The sequence below is a fragment of the Actinopolymorpha pittospori genome, assembly GCF_014873875.1.
In the GTDB taxonomy this organism is placed as follows: domain Bacteria; phylum Actinomycetota; class Actinomycetes; order Propionibacteriales; family Actinopolymorphaceae; genus Actinopolymorpha; species Actinopolymorpha pittospori.
In genome coordinates this window covers 6,368,236-6,386,053 of the sequence record NZ_JADBEM010000001.1, presented here as the reverse complement: position 1 = coordinate 6,386,053, position 17,818 = coordinate 6,368,236, and the positions used below count along the sequence as shown (strand labels likewise).

Sequence of the window (17,818 nt, the reverse complement as noted above, 5' to 3'; positions counted from 1 at the left end):
ACCGGTGTTTGCCAACTGCCGAGCGCGGTACGAGTATGCGGATGGGACCCGCTGCGTGACGGGAGTTGATCCGCATGAGCATTCCGGTCACCATCGACGCCGGAGCCGAGCCCGAACGAGTACGGCTGAACGGCGACCTGGATGTTCCCGACTCCGCCTACGGCGTGGTGCTGTTCGCCCATGGGTCCGGGAGTTCCCGGCACAGTCCCCGTAACCGCAACGTCGCGAAATCCCTGCAGGAGAACGGACTCGCGACGTTGCTCCTCGATCTGCTCACCGAGGAGGAGGAGAGCGTCGACCGGCGTACGGCGGAGATGCGGTTCGACATCGGACTGCTGAGCACGCGACTGATCGACGCTGTTGACCGGCTTGGTGGCTGGGAGAGCACGCGCGACCTGCCGGTGGGGATCTTCGGAGCCAGCACCGGGGCCGCGAGCGCCCTGGTGGCGGCCGCGGAACGGCCGGCGGCGGTGCGGGCCGTGGTGTCCCGCGGCGGCCGGGCCGATCTCGCCAACGCGGCGTTGCGACGGGTCCACGCGCCGACGCTGCTCATCGTGGGCGGTCAGGACCAGCACGTTCTCACCCTGAACGAGAACGCGGCCGAGAAGATCCTGGCGCCGCACCGGATCGAGGTGGTGGCGGGTGCCACCCACCTCTTCGAGGAACCAGGTGCCCTTGACCGGGTGTCGGAGCTCGCCGGAGGATGGTTTGACCGCTACCTCCGTCCGCCACCCGGCCAGGGACAGGAGTGATGGGAACGAAGTCCAGCTACCTCGTCCTGATGGGCATCTGTGTCGGTCTCTTCGTGTTGGCCTGGGTCGTCGTTCGCCACTACTCCCTCGTGGCCGCCGTGGTGATGTCGGCGGTGGCGGCCGTGATTCCGCCGGTCGCGGCGATGATCGCCAACTCCCGCGAGGATCGTTAGCCGGATGTGTCGACGGGCCCACCCGCGAGTGTTCGGCTGGGCCTGGGCCTCAGACGCCGCAGTTGGGCGCGTCCCACCCGAAACCCGAGCGGCCGTCGGTGTGGATGTGGTCGTCGTGGTCGGGATAGCCGGGTCCGAAGAGTCCGCCGAAACCGTGGTTGCGTGCTTCCTGCACGATGCGACACAGGGAGGCAGAACCGGAGACCACATCGGCCGCGTCACCGTAGAGGTGCCGGCTGTTCGAGGCACCGCCCACCGCGCTGTTGCAGGCGCGGCTGCGGAACCCGGACGTCACGGTCAGCGGGTGGTCGCCGAGGGCACGACGCAGCGCCTCGAGCTTCCACATCGTCCGGAGTGCGTTGGTCCGTGCTGTGCTCGCCGAGACGGCGCCGCCGGCCCAGGTGCTGTTGCACCTGTTGAGTTCGGCGTAGGAGAAGTGGATCGGCGTGCAGTCGTCGTCCTGAGGGCGTAGATCTTGGCGAGCGTCGCAGGACCCGCGACGCCGTCCTGCGCCAGGCCGTAGGCCGCCTGGAACCGCCGCACGGCCGCCGCAGTCTGCGGGCCGTAGTCGCCGTCGAGCGTCAGTTGGTTGCGGTTTCCGGGCCAGCCCGCGACGCGGATCTGCAGCTGTGTCACGTCGGCTCCGGACATGCCCTGGCGGAGCGTGCGGCTCCACGTGTAGCAGCCGTCGGCGTACGCCGGAGTGGGTGGCGCGCCGACGACCACGGCCGTCGCCGCCAGCATGACCAGACTCGCGAACATCACCAGAACTCGTCTCCGCACCATGGGTGCCTCCCGATCGGGTTGTGGGGTCGCAGCCGCCTCACTGTCGAGGCGTGGGAGACGCCCGGTCAACGGAGCTGGCAGCTTGCTGCCCACTCGGCTGTGCGAGAGTCGCGCTCATGGACGGAGCGCAGGCCAGCGTGGGTGAACAGCACTGGTGGAGTCAGGAAAGCACCGGTGTGCGGATGGAATGGGGACCCACGGGTGCGCTGCGACTGGCCGGCGTGGGTGGCTTCATGGTCGTCGTCGACGTCCTCTCCTTCACGACCTCGGTGTCCGTCGTCGCCGAGGCCGGGACGCGGGTGATCCCGTTTCGCTGGCGGGACGAGCGCGCGGCTGGCCACGCCGCGGAGCACGACGCCGCACTCGCGGTGGGGCGCCGCGCCGTGACCCCCGCGTCGCCGTGGTCGCTCTCACCCGCCGCGTTGCGCCGCGCGCCCTTCACCCCTCGCCTGGTCCTCCCCTCGCCCAACGGTTCCGCGATCGCCGCGGCGGCCGTCGAACGCGGTGCCGGGGTGGTCGCGGGCTGCCTGCGGAACGCGACGGCGGTGGCCCGTTGGCTCGTCGCGCAGGGCTTCGGAAGACCGCGACGCCCGGTCTGCGTGATCCCGGCCGGCGAGCACTGGCCCGACGGGAGCTTGCGGCCGGCGCTGGAGGACCTGCTCGGCGCCGGAGCCGTCATCGCCGCACTTCTCCGCGCGGGCGCGGGGCCGCTGTCGGCGGAGGCAGCGTCCGCAAGGGCGGTCTTCGCGGCCGGTGACCCTGCGGCGGCCGTACGGGCCTGTTCGTCCGGACGGGAGCTGACCTCGACCGGCTTCGCGGACGACGTGGCCATCGCGGTCGAGATCGACGCCAGCGGGGTCGTCCCGGCACTGGTCGACGGGGTGTTCACCGACGTGGCCGACGCCCTGGCCTGAGGAGCCCGGGCCTGAGGAGCCGGGGCCTGGGTGGCTCGGGCGCCGGTCAGCCGGTGAGTTGCTCGATCGCCTTCAGGATCCGCTTGTCGGAGATCGGTGCGGGCGTACCGAGGACCTGCGCGAAGTAGCTCACCCGCAGCTCCTCGATCATCCATCGGATCTGCCGCAGAGTCTCCTCGGCGCTGACGCTGAGCGAACCTTCGGCGCGGGCGTCGCGGGCGACGCGTTCCCTCGCCTGCTCGTAGGCGGCCTGGACCTGTTCGACCTTGCGCATGCGTTCGGCGTCGCGCGTGGTCTCGGCAGCGACCTTGTCGAGGCGGCGTTCGATCGCACGCAGGTAGCGCAGCAGGTCGGGCAACCGAGCCCAACCGGTCGCCGTGACGAAGCCGGGGAACACGAGCGCCGCCAACTGCGCCTTGACGTCGGTCAGCGCCGGGAGAACCGCCGGGTTGCTCGTCCGTTGGACCCGACCGTCGAGCTCGTGGGCGACGGCGAGAACGTCGGCGACCCTGGCGACGGTGTCCCCGACCGTGTCGTGCAGATCCGCCCGGACGGCGTCGTAGAGCCGGGCGTAGCCGTCCTGGTCCCAGACCGGGCCGCCGTTGTCGGCCATCAGCTTGTCGACCGCGCAGGCCAGGCAGTCGTCGAACAGCGCGGCCGCGCTTCCGTGCGGGCTGTTGCTGAGGGCCAGCTTCGCCTGGTAGGTCTGCCGGTCGAGGACGTACTTGACCGGTGAGGGGAGGTTCAACAGCAGCAGCCGGCGCGTGCCCTCCCACATACCTCGCTGCTGGTCGGCCTCGGACGGAAAGAGCCGGATCGCCACACTGTCGCCCGCGTCGGACAGGGCCGGATAGGCGCGGACGGACAGCCCGGAACGTTCCCGCGCGAACGTCCGCGGCACCTGACCGAAGTCCCAGGTCGTCAGCCCCTTGCGTTCGATGCCACTCGCGGCGTCGGAGAGGGTCACCTTCAGCTTGGTCTTCAGCCGCTCCTTCAAAGCGGCGAGGTCCTTGCCCTCCGCGAGGGTGCGGCCGCGCTCGTCCAGGATGCGGAAGGTGACCTTCAGGTGTTCGGGTATCCGGTCCAGCGCCCAGGCCTCGCGGGGTATCACGAGGCCGCTGAGCTCGCGCAGCGCCGCCTCCAGTGCGTCGAGAAAGGGCTGCCGCGGCTCCATCCGCGCGAGGGCCGCAGCGGCGAAGTCGGGGGCGGGCACGAGGGTACGACGCACCGGCTTGGGCAGGGACCGGATCAACGCCGTGACGAGTTCCTGCCGCAGGCCGGGAATCTGCCAGTCGAAGGTGTCGGCACGCAGCTGGTTCAGGATGGGCAGCGGGATGTGCACGGTCACGCCGTCGGCGTCGGTGCCCGGCTCGAACTGGTAGGTCAGCCTCAACCTGGCGCCGGCCTGGTCCCAGTAGTCGGGGTAGTCGGCCTCACTCACGTCCCCGGCCGAATCGTTGACCAGCATCGACGCGGAGAAGTTGAGCAGGTCGGGATGAAGCCGTCGTTCCTTCTTCCACCAGCTGTCGAAGTGGGCGCCCGACACGACCTCCTGGCCGACCCGCTGGTCGTAGAAGTCGAAGAGGGTCTGGTCGTCGACGAGGATGTCCCGGCGGCGGGCCCGATGCTCGAGGTCCTCCACCTCGTCGAGCAGGGCGCGGTTGTCGTGGAAGAACTCGTGCCGGGTCTCCCAGTCGCCTTCCACCAGGCCGTGCCGGATGAACAGCTCACGGGACAGCTCGGGGTCGATGCGGCTGTAGTTGACCAGCCGCTGCGCGACGAGGGGTACGCCGTACAGCGTGACCTTCTCGTAGGCGAGCACCGCACCCTGCTTCTTCGACCAGTGCGGCTCGCTGTAGCTGCGCTTGACCAGGTGCTCGGCGAGCGACTCCGCCCAGGCCGGGTCGATCCGGGCGACGATGCGGGCCCACAGGCGCGAGGTCTCGACGAGCTCGGCTGCCATCACCCACTGCGGCGGGTTCTTGAACAACGCCGAGCCCGGGAACACCGCGAACCGAGCGCCCCGGGCTCCCTGGTATTCGTGCGCCGACCTACGGACCGGACGCGTAGCGCCCTCGTCCTTCTTCTTCTCGCTGTCCTTGAGGCCGATATGGGAGAGCAGACCGGCGAGAACGGAGATGTGAATGGCCTGCGAATCGAGATCTCCACCGCGCGGGCTGACGGTGATACCGACCGAGCGTGCGACCTGGCGGAGTTGCCCTTCGATGTCCTGCCACTCACGGACCCGAAGATAGTTCAGGAATTCGGTCTTACAGAGCTTGCGGAACTGGTTCGAGGAGAGCTCCTGCTGCTTTTCTCGCAGGTAGTTCCACAGATTCAGATAGGTGAGAAAGTCGGAGGTCTTGTCGACGAACCGGGCGTGTTTCTCGGTCGCCGCCTGTTCCTTTCCGGTCGGACGCTCACGAGGGTCCTGGATCGACAGCGCGGCGGCGATGACCATGACCTCGCGCGCGCAGCCGTTCCGGTCGGCCTCGACCACCATCCGGGCAAGACGCGGGTCGAGCGGGAGCTGGGAGAGGGTGCGCCCCACCGGGGTGAGCCGCTGACGCTCGGCGCCTCGTCGGCCCGAGTCGCGTGCCCCCCGGGCCACTCGCGGCTCGGCCGGCTCGTCACCCGGCCCAGCGGCGCCGTCGGTGCCCTCGGCGCCGTCGGTGCTCGTGCCGTCGGTGCTCGTGCCGTCGGTGCTCGTGCCGTCGGCGGTACCAGAGGTGAGCGCGCCGAGCTCTTCGAGGAGCTGGACGCCGGCCTTGATGTTGCGTCCGTCCGGCGGGTCGATGAACGGGAAGGCCGCCAGGTCACCCAGCCCGGCCGCGGTCATCGCGAGGATGACCGAGGCGAGGTTGGTCCGCAGGATCTCCGGGTCGGTGTACTCCGGTCGGGTGAGGAAGTCGTCCTCGGAGTACAGCCGGATGCAGATGCCGTCGGACGTGCGGCCGCAGCGGCCCTTGCGCTGGTTGGCCGAGGCCTGCGAGATCGCCTCGATCGGCAGCCGCTGCACCTTGAGCCGCTGGCTGTAGCGGGAGATGCGGGCGGTCCCGGGGTCGATGACGTACTTGATGCCGGGCACGGTGAGTGAGGTCTCCGCGACGTTCGTCGCGAGCACGATCCGGCGTCCCGTGTGCCGCTGGAACACCTTGTGCTGCTCCGCCGCCGACAGCCGTGCGTAGAGGGGTACGACCTCGGTGCGAGGGAGGTTCTGCCTGGTCAGAGCGTCTGCGGTGTCGCGGATCTCACGCTCGCCACTCAGGAAGACGAGGATGTCGTCCGGCCCCTCGAGGCCGAGCTCGTCCACCGCGTCGCAGATGGCCTGGATCTGGTCCCGGTCGCGGTCCTCCGCGTCCTCGACGATCGGCCGGTAGCGGACCTCGACGGGATAGGTGCGACCGGAGACCTCCACGATGGGTGCGTCGCCGAAGTGCCGGGAGAACCGCTCCGGGTCGATGGTGGCCGAGGTGATGACGACCTTCAGGTCGGGTCGGCGCGGAAGCAGCTGTTTGACGTAGCCGAGGATGAAGTCGATGTTGAGGCTGCGCTCGTGCGCCTCGTCGATGATGAGGGTGTCGTACTGCCGCAGCATCCGGTCGCTCTGGATCTCCGCGAGCAGGATGCCGTCGGTCATCAGCTTGACCAGGCTGTCGTCGCCGACCTTGTCGGTGAAACGCACCTTCCACCCGACCGCCCCGCCGAGCGGGGTGTCGAGCTCCTCGGCGATCCGCTCCGCGACGGTCCTCGCCGCGAGCCGACGTGGCTGCGTGTGACCGATCATCCCGTGGATCCCGCGCCCGAGCTCGAGGCAGATCTTGGGCAGCTGGGTGGTCTTGCCCGAGCCGGTCTCACCAGCGACGATCACCACCTGGTGGTCGCGGATCGCCGCGAGGATGTCGTCCTTCTTCTGGCTGACCGGCAGCGCCTCGGGGTAGCTGATCGTGGGTACGTTCGCACGCCGCGCGGCCAGGCGTTGCTCGGCGGCGTCGATGTCGGCGGCGATCTGGTCGATGACCTGCTGGTCAGCCGGTTTGCGCCGCTTGCGAAGGCCGTCGATCCGGCGTTGCAGACGGCGCCGGTCGAGGTGCATCAGCTCCGGTAGGCGAGCCTGCAGGTGCGCGAGCGGCGATCGGGACGGCGTATCCATACGGTCGCAAGGATAGGCAACGCCGCCAACTCCGACACCTGGATATCCGTCGGGCACCGGCACGCGGGGTCTGACCGGGGCCGCTCCGGGCGTCTCCGCCCGTCCGACCGGCCCCTTCCCTCGGCTTCGTCGCCGCCCCTCCGGCGAGGCTGCGCGGAGTGTCCCCGGGGACCTCGGACGCCACCCGGAACGTCGGTGCGCCGCCGACACCCACCGCGCGGACCCGGGGTTCGATCGATGCCGCCGCCGGAGGAGATCGAAGGGCGCTGGCCCGGACCGCCGGGTCGGGCCGCGCTGTTTCCCCGCCCTGACCGCACGATTCCGACGGCCGAATTTCCGACATCTCGGCGCTCTCCGATGTTCATCATCGCGGTCCTTTTTCCGGTATCGGCCGTCTATACGATCTTGACGCCCTCGCAGATGATCTTCGAGGGCATGAATTCCGAATGACTCACATGCGTTGAGGCCGTGACCAGGAGGTTGCCGAGCCGTGATCATGTACAACACTTTGATGGGCGTCGCAGCGGGAGTCGCTCTTCTCGTGGTACCACGCCTGTGGGCTCGAATCGCCGGCGAGAATCCTCCAGCACTCTGGTTGGGTCGACGACCGGTCAGCCCTGCCGGATGGGCGGCGACGTTCGGCGTTCTCGGCATCGTCCTCACCGTTCTCGGCGGGATGATGACGCTGACCTGGCCACTGGCCAAGGCGAAGCCTTACATCAACATCCCCTTCGGTGAGCCGTCCTTCCTGCTCGGCGTGCTCCTTCTGGCCGCCGCGTTGTTCCTCGGCCGCGCCGCCGCCGGCGGGTCACTGGACGTGGAGAGGCTCCGGGACGTCCTCGTTCCCGTGTCCCGCATCGTCTTCTGGTTGGGCATCGTCCTCGTCGTGTGCACGATCGCGGTCATCCGCTTCGACATCGTGAGCTCGGCACCGACCGAGGAACCCCTCAGCGGACTGCTGAACGCCCACCCGATCGTCGAGAACCTCTTCTTCGCCGTGGTGATGTACGCGCCGGCCGCCCTTGGGTGCCTGCTCTTCCCACGCGCCATCGAGGGAAACCGGACGGCGTGGCTGACGCTCTACTGGTGCTGGACGATCGCCGGTCTGGCGTTCGCGGGGTTCAGCGCGCTCAACTACTACACGCACACCGGCATGCTCGTGAACCTCCAGAACGACGGACCGGACTTCCGTTGGTGAGCTGACACCGACGCGAGACGGCCCCATGACCGGAAGAAGTCCGGCCATGGGACCGTCTCGACGGCTGCCGGTCTCTCAGGGAGACTGCCAGAGCACGGCGTGATCGGCGGGGAGCCTCATGCTGGCGTCGAAGAAGTCCTCCCGCACCGACTCCCGAAGGACGACACAGACGGCGCGCGTGTGGGTGAGAGCCTGTTCGAGCGGGACGCCGTCGCGTTCGGCGACGCGGACGACGAACTCCTCGGGCGACATCCGCCGCCCAGGTCCCGGATTGTGCGACCGCCCACGACGCAAGGGTTCGTGCAGGGCAGCCGGGAGCCGTCCGACCAGGTCGTTGACCTCGCCCGCGGCGACGCGCTCGGCGAGCGTCTCGAGAACCGCGTCGACCGCGCGACGTCCAGCGTCGGTGTCCAGCCCGGCCAGCCCGGCCACCTTGGCGACGAACTCCACCTCCGGCACGATCTCCGGCCTGCCTGGCTGGAGGTAGGCGAAGTCGCGGGTCAGGTGACGCACCAGACCGGCGTACTGAGGCTCGGGAAGGGCCTGTGACAGCGCCTCGAAGACCGCGCCCGCGTCGCGTTCGGCCAACACCGGGCCACCCTGCTCCCTGGTGGCGACCCTGCGCAGGAACTCGTCGACGTCGAACCGCTCCGCGGGGCTCTCGGTACGCAGTGCCGAACCCAGCTCCGGCGGGAGTGCCGCGAGCAGCTCACCGGACTTCTCCGGCGAGATCCGCTCGGCCAGTGTCGCCAGCGTCGCGGTCGTGGCGCGCTCGGCCCCGTCCCGATCAAGTCCGCCCGCAGCGCCCACGACGGTGAGAAACCGCTCATAGTCCATGGGAATCGCTTCCGTCTGTGGTGCGGTGTCGCTCACGACTCTACGCGCCGCGGCCCAAGGGTGAGGGATGACTCAGACGACGGCTCCGCAGGACCAGGTGGTCCACCCCGACGGGAGGGTTGAGCTCCGCGACGCCGCGGTGATCGCGGGCAGCAGGTACGCCAACGCCGAGTTGGCACCGACGACGGTCGAACGCCGGCAGTGGACGACGTACAACTACGCGGCACTGTGGATGGGTATGGCGCACAACATCCCGAGCTATCTCCTCGCGTCCGGGTTGGTCGCGATCGGGATGAACTGGCTCCAGGCGTTCCTCACCATCACGGTCGCCAACGTCATCGTGCTCGCCCCGATGCTGTTGAACAGCCACGCCGGAACGAAGTACGGCATTCCCTTCCCCGTCTTCGCTCGCGCGTTCTACGGCGTGCGAGGTGCCAACCTGCCGGCCCTGCTGCGGGCCTTCATCGCCTGCGGCTGGTTCGGGATCCAGACCTGGATCGGCGGGCAGGCCATCTTCGTGATCGCCGGGAAGCTCCTCGGACCGAGTTGGAGCGCCGCCGCGACCCTCCTCGGTCAACCGTGGACGATGTGGCTGAGCTTCGCGTTCTTCTGGCTGGTCCAGATGATCCTGATCGCCCGCGGGATCGAGGCCCTGCGCAGGTTCGAGAACTGGGCCGCCCCGCTGGTGACCGTCGCGTTCCTGGCGTTGCTGGTCTACGTCGTGACCCGCGCGGGCGGGTTCGGTCCGATCTTCGCCGAGCCTTCCCGGCTGGGCTGGGGCCCATCGTTCTGGGCGGTCTTCTGGCCGGCCCTGATGGGCATGATCGCCTTCTGGGCAACGCTGTCGCTGAACATGCCGGACTTCACGCGGTTCGGAGCGGGCCAGCGCCAGCAAGTGCTCGGACAGGTACTCGGCCTGCCGACCACGATGGCGTTCATCTCCATCGTCTCGATCATCATCACCTCGGGGACGATCGTGTTGTACGGCAAGGCGATCTGGGATCCGGTGGAGGTGGCCAGGCAGTTCGAGCATCCGCTGGTCGTGACCGTCGGGCTGGTGATGGCGATCCTCGCCACCATGTCGGCCAACGTCGCGGCCAACGTGGTGAGCCCGTCCTACGACTTCTCCAACGCCCTCCCCCGCTGGCTCAACTTCCGCACGGCCGGCCTGCTCACCGGCGTGATCGGTGTCCTGATCCAGCCGTGGCGGTTGATCTCGGACCCGAACGTCTACATCTTCGCCTGGCTCGGCTTCTACGGCGGTGTGCTCGCCTCGGTCGCGGGCGTGCTGGTCGCCGGCTACTGGCTGGTGTCGCGCACCCGGCTCGACCTCGCCGCGCTCTACCGGCCCGGTGGGCGCTACTGGTACGCCGCGGGCTGGAACTGGCGGGCCGTGCTCGCCACGTTGGTCGGGTCCCTGCTCGCTGTCGGTGGCGCGTACTCCCTGCCCGGCAGGGGTCCCTTTCCCGCCGATGGCCTCATCCCGGTGTTGAGGCCGTTATACGACTACAGCTGGGCGGTCGGAATCGCCGCCGGGCTGGTGCTCTACCTCGTCCTGTCGCTGACGACACTCACGAGAAGGCGGACACCGCCCATGGAACAGGGGAGCTGACGTGGAGACGATCCGTGCGGCACTGGTACAGCAACGCTGGACCGGCGACAAGGAGTCGATGATCCGCAACGCCGTGGAGCACGTCCAGACCGCGGCCTCCATGGGTGCGCGAGTGGTGTGCCTGCAGGAACTCTTCTACGGACCGTACTTCTGTCAGGTCCAGGACGCCGACTACTACTCCTTCACCGAGCAGATCCCGGACGGACCGACCACCCGCCTGATGAGTGAGGTCGCACGCCGACACGGCGTCGTGCTCGTGGTGCCGATGTATGAGGAAGAGCAACCCGGGGTTTACTACAACACCGCCGCGGTGATCGACGCCGACGGGCGCTACCTCGGCAAGCACCGCAAGAACCACATCCCGCAGCTCAAGGGTTTCTGGGAGAAGTTCTACTTCCGTCCGGGCAATCTCGGCTATCCCGTGTTCGACACCGCCGTCGGCCGGATCGGTGTCTACATCTGTTACGAACGCCACTTCCCCGAGGGCTGGCGGGCGCTCGGGCTCGCCGGGGCCCGCATCGTGTTCAACCCGTCCGCGACCAGCCGCGGACTCTCGGAGTACCTCTGGCGACTCGAACAACCCGCCGCCGCGGTTGCCAACGAGTTCTTCGTCGGCGCGATCAACCGGGTCGGCACCGAGTCGCTCGGGGACAACGACTTCTACGGCCAGTCCTACTTCGTCGATCCGCGCGGCCAACTCCTCGGCGACGCCGCCTCGGACACCGACGACGACGTGGTCGTCCGTGACCTCGACATGAACGTGCTCGCCGAGGTTCGCGACGTCTGGGCGTTCTACCGCGACCGCCGTCCGGACACCTACGCCCCGCTCACCACACCGTAGGAGTACAGCCCGTCATGAGCATCGTGATTCGCGACGGTCTCGTCGTCACCGCCACCGGCGCGACACCGACCGACGTCCTCGTCTCCGGCGAACGCGTCGCGGCCCTCGCCTCCCCCGACTCCGGCCTCGCCGACCGCTGGGCGACGGGCGCGGACCAGGTGATCGACGCGACCGGCAGGTACGTCATCCCGGGTGGCGTCGACGTGCACACCCATCTGGAGATGCCCTTCGGGGGGACCTTCTCCTCCGACACCTTCGAGACCGGGACGATCGCCGCCGCCTGGGGCGGGACGACGACCATCATCGACTTCGCCGTCCAGCCGAAGGGATCCTCCCTCCTGTCCGCGCTGGACAAGTGGCATGAGAAGGCGGACGGGCAGGCCGCGGTCGACTACGGCTTCCACCTGATCCTCTCCGACGTCAACGACGCGACGCTGAAGGAGATGGACGCCTGCGTGGACGCGGGCGTCAACAGCTTCAAGATGTTCATGGCCTACCCGGGCGTCTTCTACGCCACCGACGGCGACATCCTGCGCGCCATGAGCCGGGCCAGGGACATCGGAGCGATGGTCATGATGCACGCCGAGAACGGCATCGCGATCGACCAACTCGTCACGGAGGCGCTGGCGGAGGGGCGGACCGATCCCGTCCACCACGGCGTGACCCGACCGACCGAACTCGAGGCCGAGGCGACCCACCGCGCGATCGCCCTGGCGAAGGTCACCGGTTCGCCTCTCTACATCGTCCACCTGTCCGCGAGCGAGGCCCTGAGCGCGGTGACCGCGGCTCGGGACGCCGGCCAGAACGTCTTCGCCGAGACTTGCCCGCAGTACCTCTTCCTGTCCCTGGACGACCTCGACCGACCCGACTTCGAGGGAGCGAAGTACGTCGCCTCGCCACCACTGCGGCCAAGGAGCCACCAGGCCGAGTTGTGGCGCGGCCTACGTACGAACGATCTCTCGGTCGTGTCAACCGATCATTGCCCATTCTGTTTCAAGGAGCAGAAGGAGCTGGGGCGGGGCGACTTCTCCAAGATTCCGAACGGCATGCCGGGCGTCGAGCACCGGATGGACCTGCTGCACCAGGGGGTCGTGCGCGGCGAGATCTCACTCCCCCGCTGGGTGGAGATCACCTCGACGACGCCGGCGCGGATGTTCGGGTTGTATCCACGCAAGGGAACGATCGGCCCGGGGTCGGACGCGGACATCGTGATCTACGATCCGCAGGCGGTGCAGACCCTGTCCGTGCAGACCCACCACATGAACGTCGACTACTCGGCCTACGAGGGCCTCCAGGTCCTGGGCCGGGTCGAGACCGTCGTCTCGCGTGGAGAGGTCGTTCTCGACCGTGGATCGTTCCTGGGCCGTACAGGACACGGTCGCTTCCTCGCCCGCGAACCCTGCCAGTACCTGCACTGACGTCCTGGTCGTCGCCGTCACGGTGGAGGTGTGTCATGGATCTTGGAGTCGTCCTGCAGGCGGATCCGCCCGCGCGGACCGTCGTCGAACGGATGCGCACGGCCGAGGGAAACGGGTTCACCTACGGCTGGACGTTCGACTCCCATGTCCTGTGGCAGGAGCCGTTCGTCATCTACACGCAGATACTCGCCGCCACGGCCGGCTTGACGGTCGGCCCGATGGTGACGAACCCCGGCACACGGGACTGGTCCGTGATCGCCTCGCAGTTCGCCACCCTCAACGACATGTTCGGCAACCGCACGGTCTGTGGCATCGGACGCGGCGACTCCGCCCGGCGGGTGATCGGGCAGCCACCGGCGTCCATGGCCGAGTTGCGCGCCGCGACACACGTGATCCGCGAGCTCGCCGAAGGACGTGAGGTGGTGCACAACGGCGTGCCGGTACGCCTCCCGTGGGTTCGGGACGGGCGGCTGCCGGTGTGGATCGCAGGGTACGGCCCCAAGGCCCTCCAACTCGCGGGAGAGGTGGGCGACGGCTTCATCCTCCAGACAGCCGACCCGACCATCGCCCGCTGGACCATCGGCGCGGTGCGCAAGGCCGCCGTCGAGGCCGGTCGGGATCCCGGTGCCGTCACCATGTGTGTCGCGGCTCCCGCCTACGTCGGGACCGACCTCGCCCACCAGCGGGACCAACTCCGGTGGTTCGGCGGCATGGTCGGCAACCACGTCGCCGAACTGATCGCGCGGTACGGCGCGCACGGTGCGATCCCGGACGAGCTGACCAGCTATGTCGAAGGTCGGCGAGGCTACGACTACGGTCGCCACGGCCGGTCCGGCAACCCGACGACGGCGTTCGTCCCGGACGAGGTGATCGACAGGTTCTGCGTGCTCGGTCCGGAGACCGCGCACGTCGAACGACTCGAGGAACTCGCGGAGATAGGCGTCCAGCAGTTCGCGCTCTACCTCATGCACGACCGTCCGGAGGAGACACTTCGGGCGTACGGCCACCACGTCGTCGACAAGCTGCGTTGACGCCTCCGATCGACCGGACAGGACCCAGCCGTGGGAGATCTCCTCATCCTGCTCCCGTTCGCCCTCGTCATGGTCGCCGGGCCGCAGCTGATCAGCGCGGTCCTCCTCACGACCAACCCACGCTGGCGTTCGGACTCCCTGGCCTACGTCGCGGGGGCCGCGGTGTCGATCACAGCGGTGTGCACGATCGGCTACTTCGCGGCCGACCTTGCCAGGAGCGCCTACGGCACGACCGAGCAGAGCGCGGCGCGACGAGGCATCAACCTGGCGATCCTCGTGCTCCTGCTCTTCGCCATGATCCACGTCTTCGCCCGGCGCGGGCGCCCGGATCCCCCGGCCTGGATGGGCAAGCTGCAGACAGCGGGAGCGCGGTTCTCCTTCGGGCTCGGATTCCTGTTGCTCGGCCTCTTCCCGAGCGACCTCGTGACCTCACTCACGGTGGGACTCCGACTCGCCACCGAAGGCAGGCCATGGTGGTATCTGCTGCCGTTTGTCGCACTCACCCTGGTGCTCCTATCCCTGCCCGCGCTCACCGTCCTCGCACTCGGCGACCGCGGTCGGGCGATGCTCCCGAGCGTTCGCGACTGGATGAACCGGAACTCCTGGGTCGTCAGCGAGATCGTACTGCTGATCTTCGTGGTTCTCACCGTCCAGAAGCTCGTGTGACTCCCGAGGGGCGCGGCGCGCCCTGCGCCGGAGTCTCCGCCCTACAGTGAAATGGTGACGCTGGCCGTCGGCCTCGCGGGCGCGGGGCGCCGAGGCACCGGGGTACACGCCCCGGCGATCGCGGCGTGTTCCGGCATCCGGCTCGCCGCGGTCTGGGGACGTACACCGGCACTCGTGCGCAACCTCGCGGAGCGCTATGACGTGCCGGGCTTCACCCGGTACGTCGACTTCCTGGCGCAATGCGACGCCGTGACGTTCGCCGTACCTCCCGTTGTGCAAGCCGACCTTGCGGAGAGCGCGGCGCAGGCTCGCAAGCCCATGTTGCTGGAAAGGCCGCTGGCGGGTGATCTCGCCGGTGCGGAGCGGGTGACGGACGCCGTGATCAGTGCCAAGGTCGTGTCGCAACTCGCCCTGACCTGGCGTTACTCCGTCGCCGTACGCGAGTTCGTCGAGGTCGTCGCCCCGCGCGCCTGGCCGCAGGGCGGCAGCGGTCGGGTCATCTCCGGAGTGCTCGCGCACCCGGACCGGAGCAGTCCATGGCAGATCGAGCGGGGCGTGCTGATGGCGCACGGGCCAGACCTGGTGGACCTTCTCGACGCCGTCCTGGGCCGGGTGCTCGGGGTCCGCGCCCACGGCGACCCGGGCGGGTGGGTCGGTCTGATGCTCGAGCACGAGGGCGGGCATTTCAGCGAAGTCTCTCTGTATGCCAGCGTCGAGGGCCAAGCCGACCGCGCGGAGGCGGAAGTGGTCGGCCCGGGTGGTACGGCAGACGTGGACTGTACGACGGCTGTCGGACCGGACACGTTCGAAACGATGTACGACGAGTTCGCGGTGGCGGTCGAGGCGGGTAACGAACCTGACCTCGATGTGCGTCGAGGGCTTCACCTACAGCAGATTCTCGACAACGCGGAGACGGACCTCTATCGGGGTATGTGACAGACGAGCCTGGTCCGCGGACACCAACCCTGCCCGGAGGTGGCAGAAACATGCCGAAGATTTTGATCATGACTGGCGACGGAGCCGAGTCCCTCGAGGTGATGTATCCCTACCAGCGACTGATCGAGGAGGGCTACGAGGTCGACATCGCCGCGCCGACGGTGAAGCGGCTCCGGTTCGTCGTGCACGACTTCGAGGAGGACTTCGACACCTACACCGAGAAGCCGGGCTACACCTGGCCGGCCGACGTGGCCTTCGCCGACGTGGACCCCTCCGACTACGTGGCGCTGGTCATTCCTGGTGGACGCGCACCGGAGTACATCCGAAACGACCCCGACTGCCTGCGGATCGTCCGGCACTTCTACCTCGACCGGTTGCCGGTGGCCCAACTCTGCCATGGCCCGCTGATCCCCGCCGCGGCCGGAGTTCTGGAGGGGCGTCGTACGGCCGCCTATCCCGCACTCGAACCGGACATGACGCTCGCGGGTGCGGAGTTCGCCGACGAGGCGGCGGTCGTGGACGGACACGTGATCTCGGGACGTTCGTGGAACGACCATCCGGCATGGATGCACGAGTTCATGCATCTCCTGCAGCAGAAGGCACCCCAGCCGGTGCGGTGACACACGCGTCGGCCACCCGGTCGTCGAACCCGATCGAGATCCGGCAACCCGGTCGCTGGACCACCTCCTCGCCGCCGACCGGGTTTCCGGGCGCCTCGCTCTCCTCGTCCGGGCCTCGCTCCCCCACGTTCGCTACTCGACCTCCCCTTCCGGGTTGCCCTGACTACACGCCGACGCCTGACGTTCGACGGTGAGTCGCGCGACCTGACCGTGCACGGCGTGGGGCACCCCGTCCGGTGCCGGAATGAAGTCGATCAGCCAGTAGGTGCCCGGTCGGACGCGGACGAGGGAGAGCACCGCGTTCGCACCGCCCTGGCCGATCGTCCGCACCTGGTCGGGTGTCAACCTTCCGTTGAAGATGTCGGCGGGGGTGGCACCGTCTGGAAGCTGGACCAGGATCGCCTCGTGCGGTTCCGCGCCGACGTTACGGATGTCGAGGACAACAGTGCCGGCCGGCGCGCAGATGCGGGTCTGGGAGAGCCGGAAGAAGTACTCTCCCATGTCCACGGCCACCCGCACGGCGTGGCGAGGAATCTCCGACGGGAGGGCCTCGGTCCAGTTCAGCTTGAGGTACCCGTCGTCGTCGCGCCACCAGTACTGCCGCTCGTTCACCAGGGAGTGACCGTAGGCGACGTACTTTCCTTCCGTGGTGAAGCTGCCGTCCGCATAGACCGTCACGCCGCTGATGCGCATGTCGTCGATGCGCATCCCGCCGAGGATGTTCGACACCTCCTCGTAGTCCTGCTGGCCCATGTAGTCACGGACGAACCGTGGTGTGAACAGCGCGGAGGCCTTGCGATGGTCACCTGAGTTGAGACAGGCCAGGAAGTTGTCGATGCCCGCCTGGACCATCGCGGTCTCGGCCGGATCGGCTGGACGGCCCGTTCCGGCCGGAGCGGCGAGCTGGTCCGGATCGACCTCCAGGGGCGGGTCGCTCGGTGGTACCGGAGGCGCCTGGCATGGGCGCTCCCGAGTGGGCTCGATCGCCGACGTGACGACCGGAGCGTCGCCGTTCGCCGCGTTGGCGGCGGCCGGCACCGTGGACAGAAGCAGCGCCGCGATGCCGGCGGCCAGATATCCCTTACGCACTGGGGTTTCCTTCCTCCTGAGAGACGTCTATAGGTAACCTTTCTACATATCGGCGAGGAGGCCGGTCAATCAGGGGCGTCACCGAGCAAGCCCTGAGGGAGCGACTAATTCGGTGGAGGTGAGGTCGGCAGCTTCGTAGCCTGACCAGATGCCCTCGACACCATCGCGCGAGGCACGTGCGCGTGACCTCGCCTCCTCGCGGCGACGACCCAACGCCGACGCCGCGCGTAGCCGTGCCGCCCAGTGCCTCGCCGCCCTGGCGGACTCCGAACGCCTCGCCGTGCTTTCCTGGCTCGTGCTCAACGCGGAGCGCGCAGGCAGCACTCTCCTCACCGACTGCGCGGCTGCCCTTCGCCTCGACATCGATGTCGTACGGGACGCCGTGAGCCGCCTCGTGGCGGTGCAGCTACTACGCCGGGAAGGGCGCACCATGACCGTCGACGTCGAGGTGATCCGGAAGGTCGTCGCGCACCTCGACGAGAACACCACCGGCGAGCGACTGGCCCGGGAGTTTCCCCGCACCGCCGGGCTCTTCTCACACGGCCGTCTCGTCCGACTGCCGGAGACCCGGCCGGTCCAGGCCGAACTCAGTGCCGCCCTGGCGACGCTGTTCGAGTTCGGACGGGCCTATGCCGAGACCGACGTCGACGAGGTGGTGCGGGTCGTCCACGACGATCACGCGTCGCTTCGCCGACTCCTGGTCGACCACGGTCACCTCACGCGGGAACGATCCGTCTACGTCCGAACCGAGCCGGCCGGCGAACCTCGGTGACGCCGGACTCCCGACGGAGC

General features: G+C 68.6%; 17 protein-coding genes and 1 pseudogene. 13 read left to right on the top strand and 5 right to left on the bottom strand.

The features are described from left to right. The first annotated feature begins 74 nt into the window (after window positions 1–74). On the top strand, window positions 75–752 hold the full coding sequence (locus HEB94_RS29830; RefSeq protein WP_192752955.1) for a dienelactone hydrolase family protein: 678 nt from the start codon (window positions 75–77) through the stop codon (window positions 750–752). Then, on the top strand, window positions 752–925 hold the full coding sequence (locus tag HEB94_RS29825) for a DUF3099 domain-containing protein (protein ID WP_192752954.1): 174 nt from the start codon (window positions 752–754) through the stop codon (window positions 923–925). Before HEB94_RS29830 ends, HEB94_RS29825 begins: the two co-directional genes overlap by 1 nt. A 49-nt stretch (window positions 926–974) precedes the next feature. Here the strand turns inward: HEB94_RS29825 and HEB94_RS51295 are convergent, their stop codons facing one another. Continuing rightward, window positions 975–1,367 (bottom strand): D-Ala-D-Ala carboxypeptidase family metallohydrolase, encoded by a 393-nt coding sequence (locus HEB94_RS51295; RefSeq protein WP_337918563.1) that lies wholly within the window; start codon window positions 1,365–1,367, stop codon window positions 975–977. Window positions 1,368–1,456: 89 nt separating this feature from the next. Beyond that, a pseudogene (locus tag HEB94_RS53765) lies at window positions 1,457–1,576 on the bottom strand (peptidoglycan-binding domain-containing protein); the annotation flags it as partial. A gap of 251 nt (window positions 1,577–1,827) precedes the next feature. Between HEB94_RS53765 and HEB94_RS29815 the strand changes: the two are divergent. Further along, window positions 1,828–2,625, top strand: coding sequence for a 2-phosphosulfolactate phosphatase (locus HEB94_RS29815; protein WP_192752953.1), 798 nt, complete (start codon window positions 1,828–1,830; stop codon window positions 2,623–2,625). 46 nt (window positions 2,626–2,671) lie between these two features. Here the strand turns inward: HEB94_RS29815 and hrpA are convergent, their stop codons facing one another. After that, window positions 2,672–6,778, bottom strand: a complete 4,107-nt coding sequence (gene hrpA, locus HEB94_RS29810) for an ATP-dependent RNA helicase HrpA (protein WP_192752952.1) — start codon at window positions 6,776–6,778, stop codon at window positions 2,672–2,674. Window positions 6,779–7,015: 237 nt separating this feature from the next. Here hrpA and HEB94_RS29805 point away from each other — a divergent pair, with 237 nt between their 5' ends. After that, window positions 7,016–7,228 (top strand): hypothetical protein, encoded by a 213-nt coding sequence (locus HEB94_RS29805; RefSeq protein WP_192752951.1) that lies wholly within the window; start codon window positions 7,016–7,018, stop codon window positions 7,226–7,228. Between the two features lie 46 nt (window positions 7,229–7,274). Beyond that, window positions 7,275–7,976, top strand: coding sequence for a DUF981 family protein (locus HEB94_RS29800; RefSeq protein ID WP_273376737.1), 702 nt, complete (start codon window positions 7,275–7,277; stop codon window positions 7,974–7,976). Window positions 7,977–8,051: 75 nt separating this feature from the next. Here HEB94_RS29800 and HEB94_RS29795 read toward each other — a convergent pair whose 3' ends face one another. After that, on the bottom strand, window positions 8,052–8,813 hold the full coding sequence (locus HEB94_RS29795; RefSeq protein WP_192752949.1) for a DUF2267 domain-containing protein: 762 nt from the start codon (window positions 8,811–8,813) through the stop codon (window positions 8,052–8,054). A gap of 67 nt (window positions 8,814–8,880) precedes the next feature. On the opposite strand from HEB94_RS29795, the gene HEB94_RS29790 reads away from it, so the two are divergent. The 7 genes from HEB94_RS29790 (at window position 8,881) to HEB94_RS29760 (ending at window position 15,937) form a co-directional block, all read left to right on the top strand. Beyond that, the gene (locus HEB94_RS29790) at window positions 8,881–10,425 is read left to right on the top strand and encodes an NCS1 family nucleobase:cation symporter-1 (protein ID WP_192752948.1); all 1,545 of its coding nucleotides are present in this window, start codon (window positions 8,881–8,883) and stop codon (window positions 10,423–10,425) included. 1 nt (window position 10,426) lies between these two features. Next, the gene (locus HEB94_RS29785) at window positions 10,427–11,266 is read left to right on the top strand and encodes a nitrilase-related carbon-nitrogen hydrolase (protein WP_192752947.1); all 840 of its coding nucleotides are present in this window, start codon (window positions 10,427–10,429) and stop codon (window positions 11,264–11,266) included. A gap of 14 nt (window positions 11,267–11,280) precedes the next feature. Further along, window positions 11,281–12,684, top strand: coding sequence for a dihydropyrimidinase (gene hydA / locus HEB94_RS29780; RefSeq protein WP_192752946.1), 1,404 nt, complete (start codon window positions 11,281–11,283; stop codon window positions 12,682–12,684). A 35-nt stretch (window positions 12,685–12,719) separates the two neighbouring features. Then, a complete protein-coding gene (locus tag HEB94_RS29775; RefSeq protein WP_192752945.1) occupies window positions 12,720–13,715 on the top strand; it encodes a TIGR03842 family LLM class F420-dependent oxidoreductase in 996 nt (331 codons plus the stop codon). Between the two features lie 30 nt (window positions 13,716–13,745). Then, entirely contained in the window at window positions 13,746–14,381 is a 636-nt protein-coding gene (locus tag HEB94_RS29770) for a GAP family protein (RefSeq protein ID WP_202896634.1), read from the top strand. 54 nt (window positions 14,382–14,435) lie between these two features. Further along, a complete protein-coding gene (locus HEB94_RS29765; protein ID WP_192752944.1) occupies window positions 14,436–15,317 on the top strand; it encodes a Gfo/Idh/MocA family oxidoreductase in 882 nt (293 codons plus the stop codon). A gap of 68 nt (window positions 15,318–15,385) precedes the next feature. Beyond that, window positions 15,386–15,937, top strand: a complete 552-nt coding sequence (locus tag HEB94_RS29760; protein WP_238361673.1) for a DJ-1/PfpI family protein — start codon at window positions 15,386–15,388, stop codon at window positions 15,935–15,937. A 132-nt stretch (window positions 15,938–16,069) separates the two neighbouring features. Here HEB94_RS29760 and HEB94_RS29755 read toward each other — a convergent pair whose 3' ends face one another. Further along, window positions 16,070–17,026, bottom strand: a complete 957-nt coding sequence (locus tag HEB94_RS29755; RefSeq protein ID WP_192752942.1) for a hypothetical protein — start codon at window positions 17,024–17,026, stop codon at window positions 16,070–16,072. 148 nt (window positions 17,027–17,174) lie between these two features. Here HEB94_RS29755 and HEB94_RS49595 point away from each other — a divergent pair, with 148 nt between their 5' ends. Then, window positions 17,175–17,798: a DUF2087 domain-containing protein gene (locus HEB94_RS49595; protein ID WP_202896633.1), complete on the top strand. Its 624-nt coding sequence runs from the start codon at window positions 17,175–17,177 to the stop codon at window positions 17,796–17,798. The last annotated feature ends 20 nt before the right edge of the window (window positions 17,799–17,818 follow it).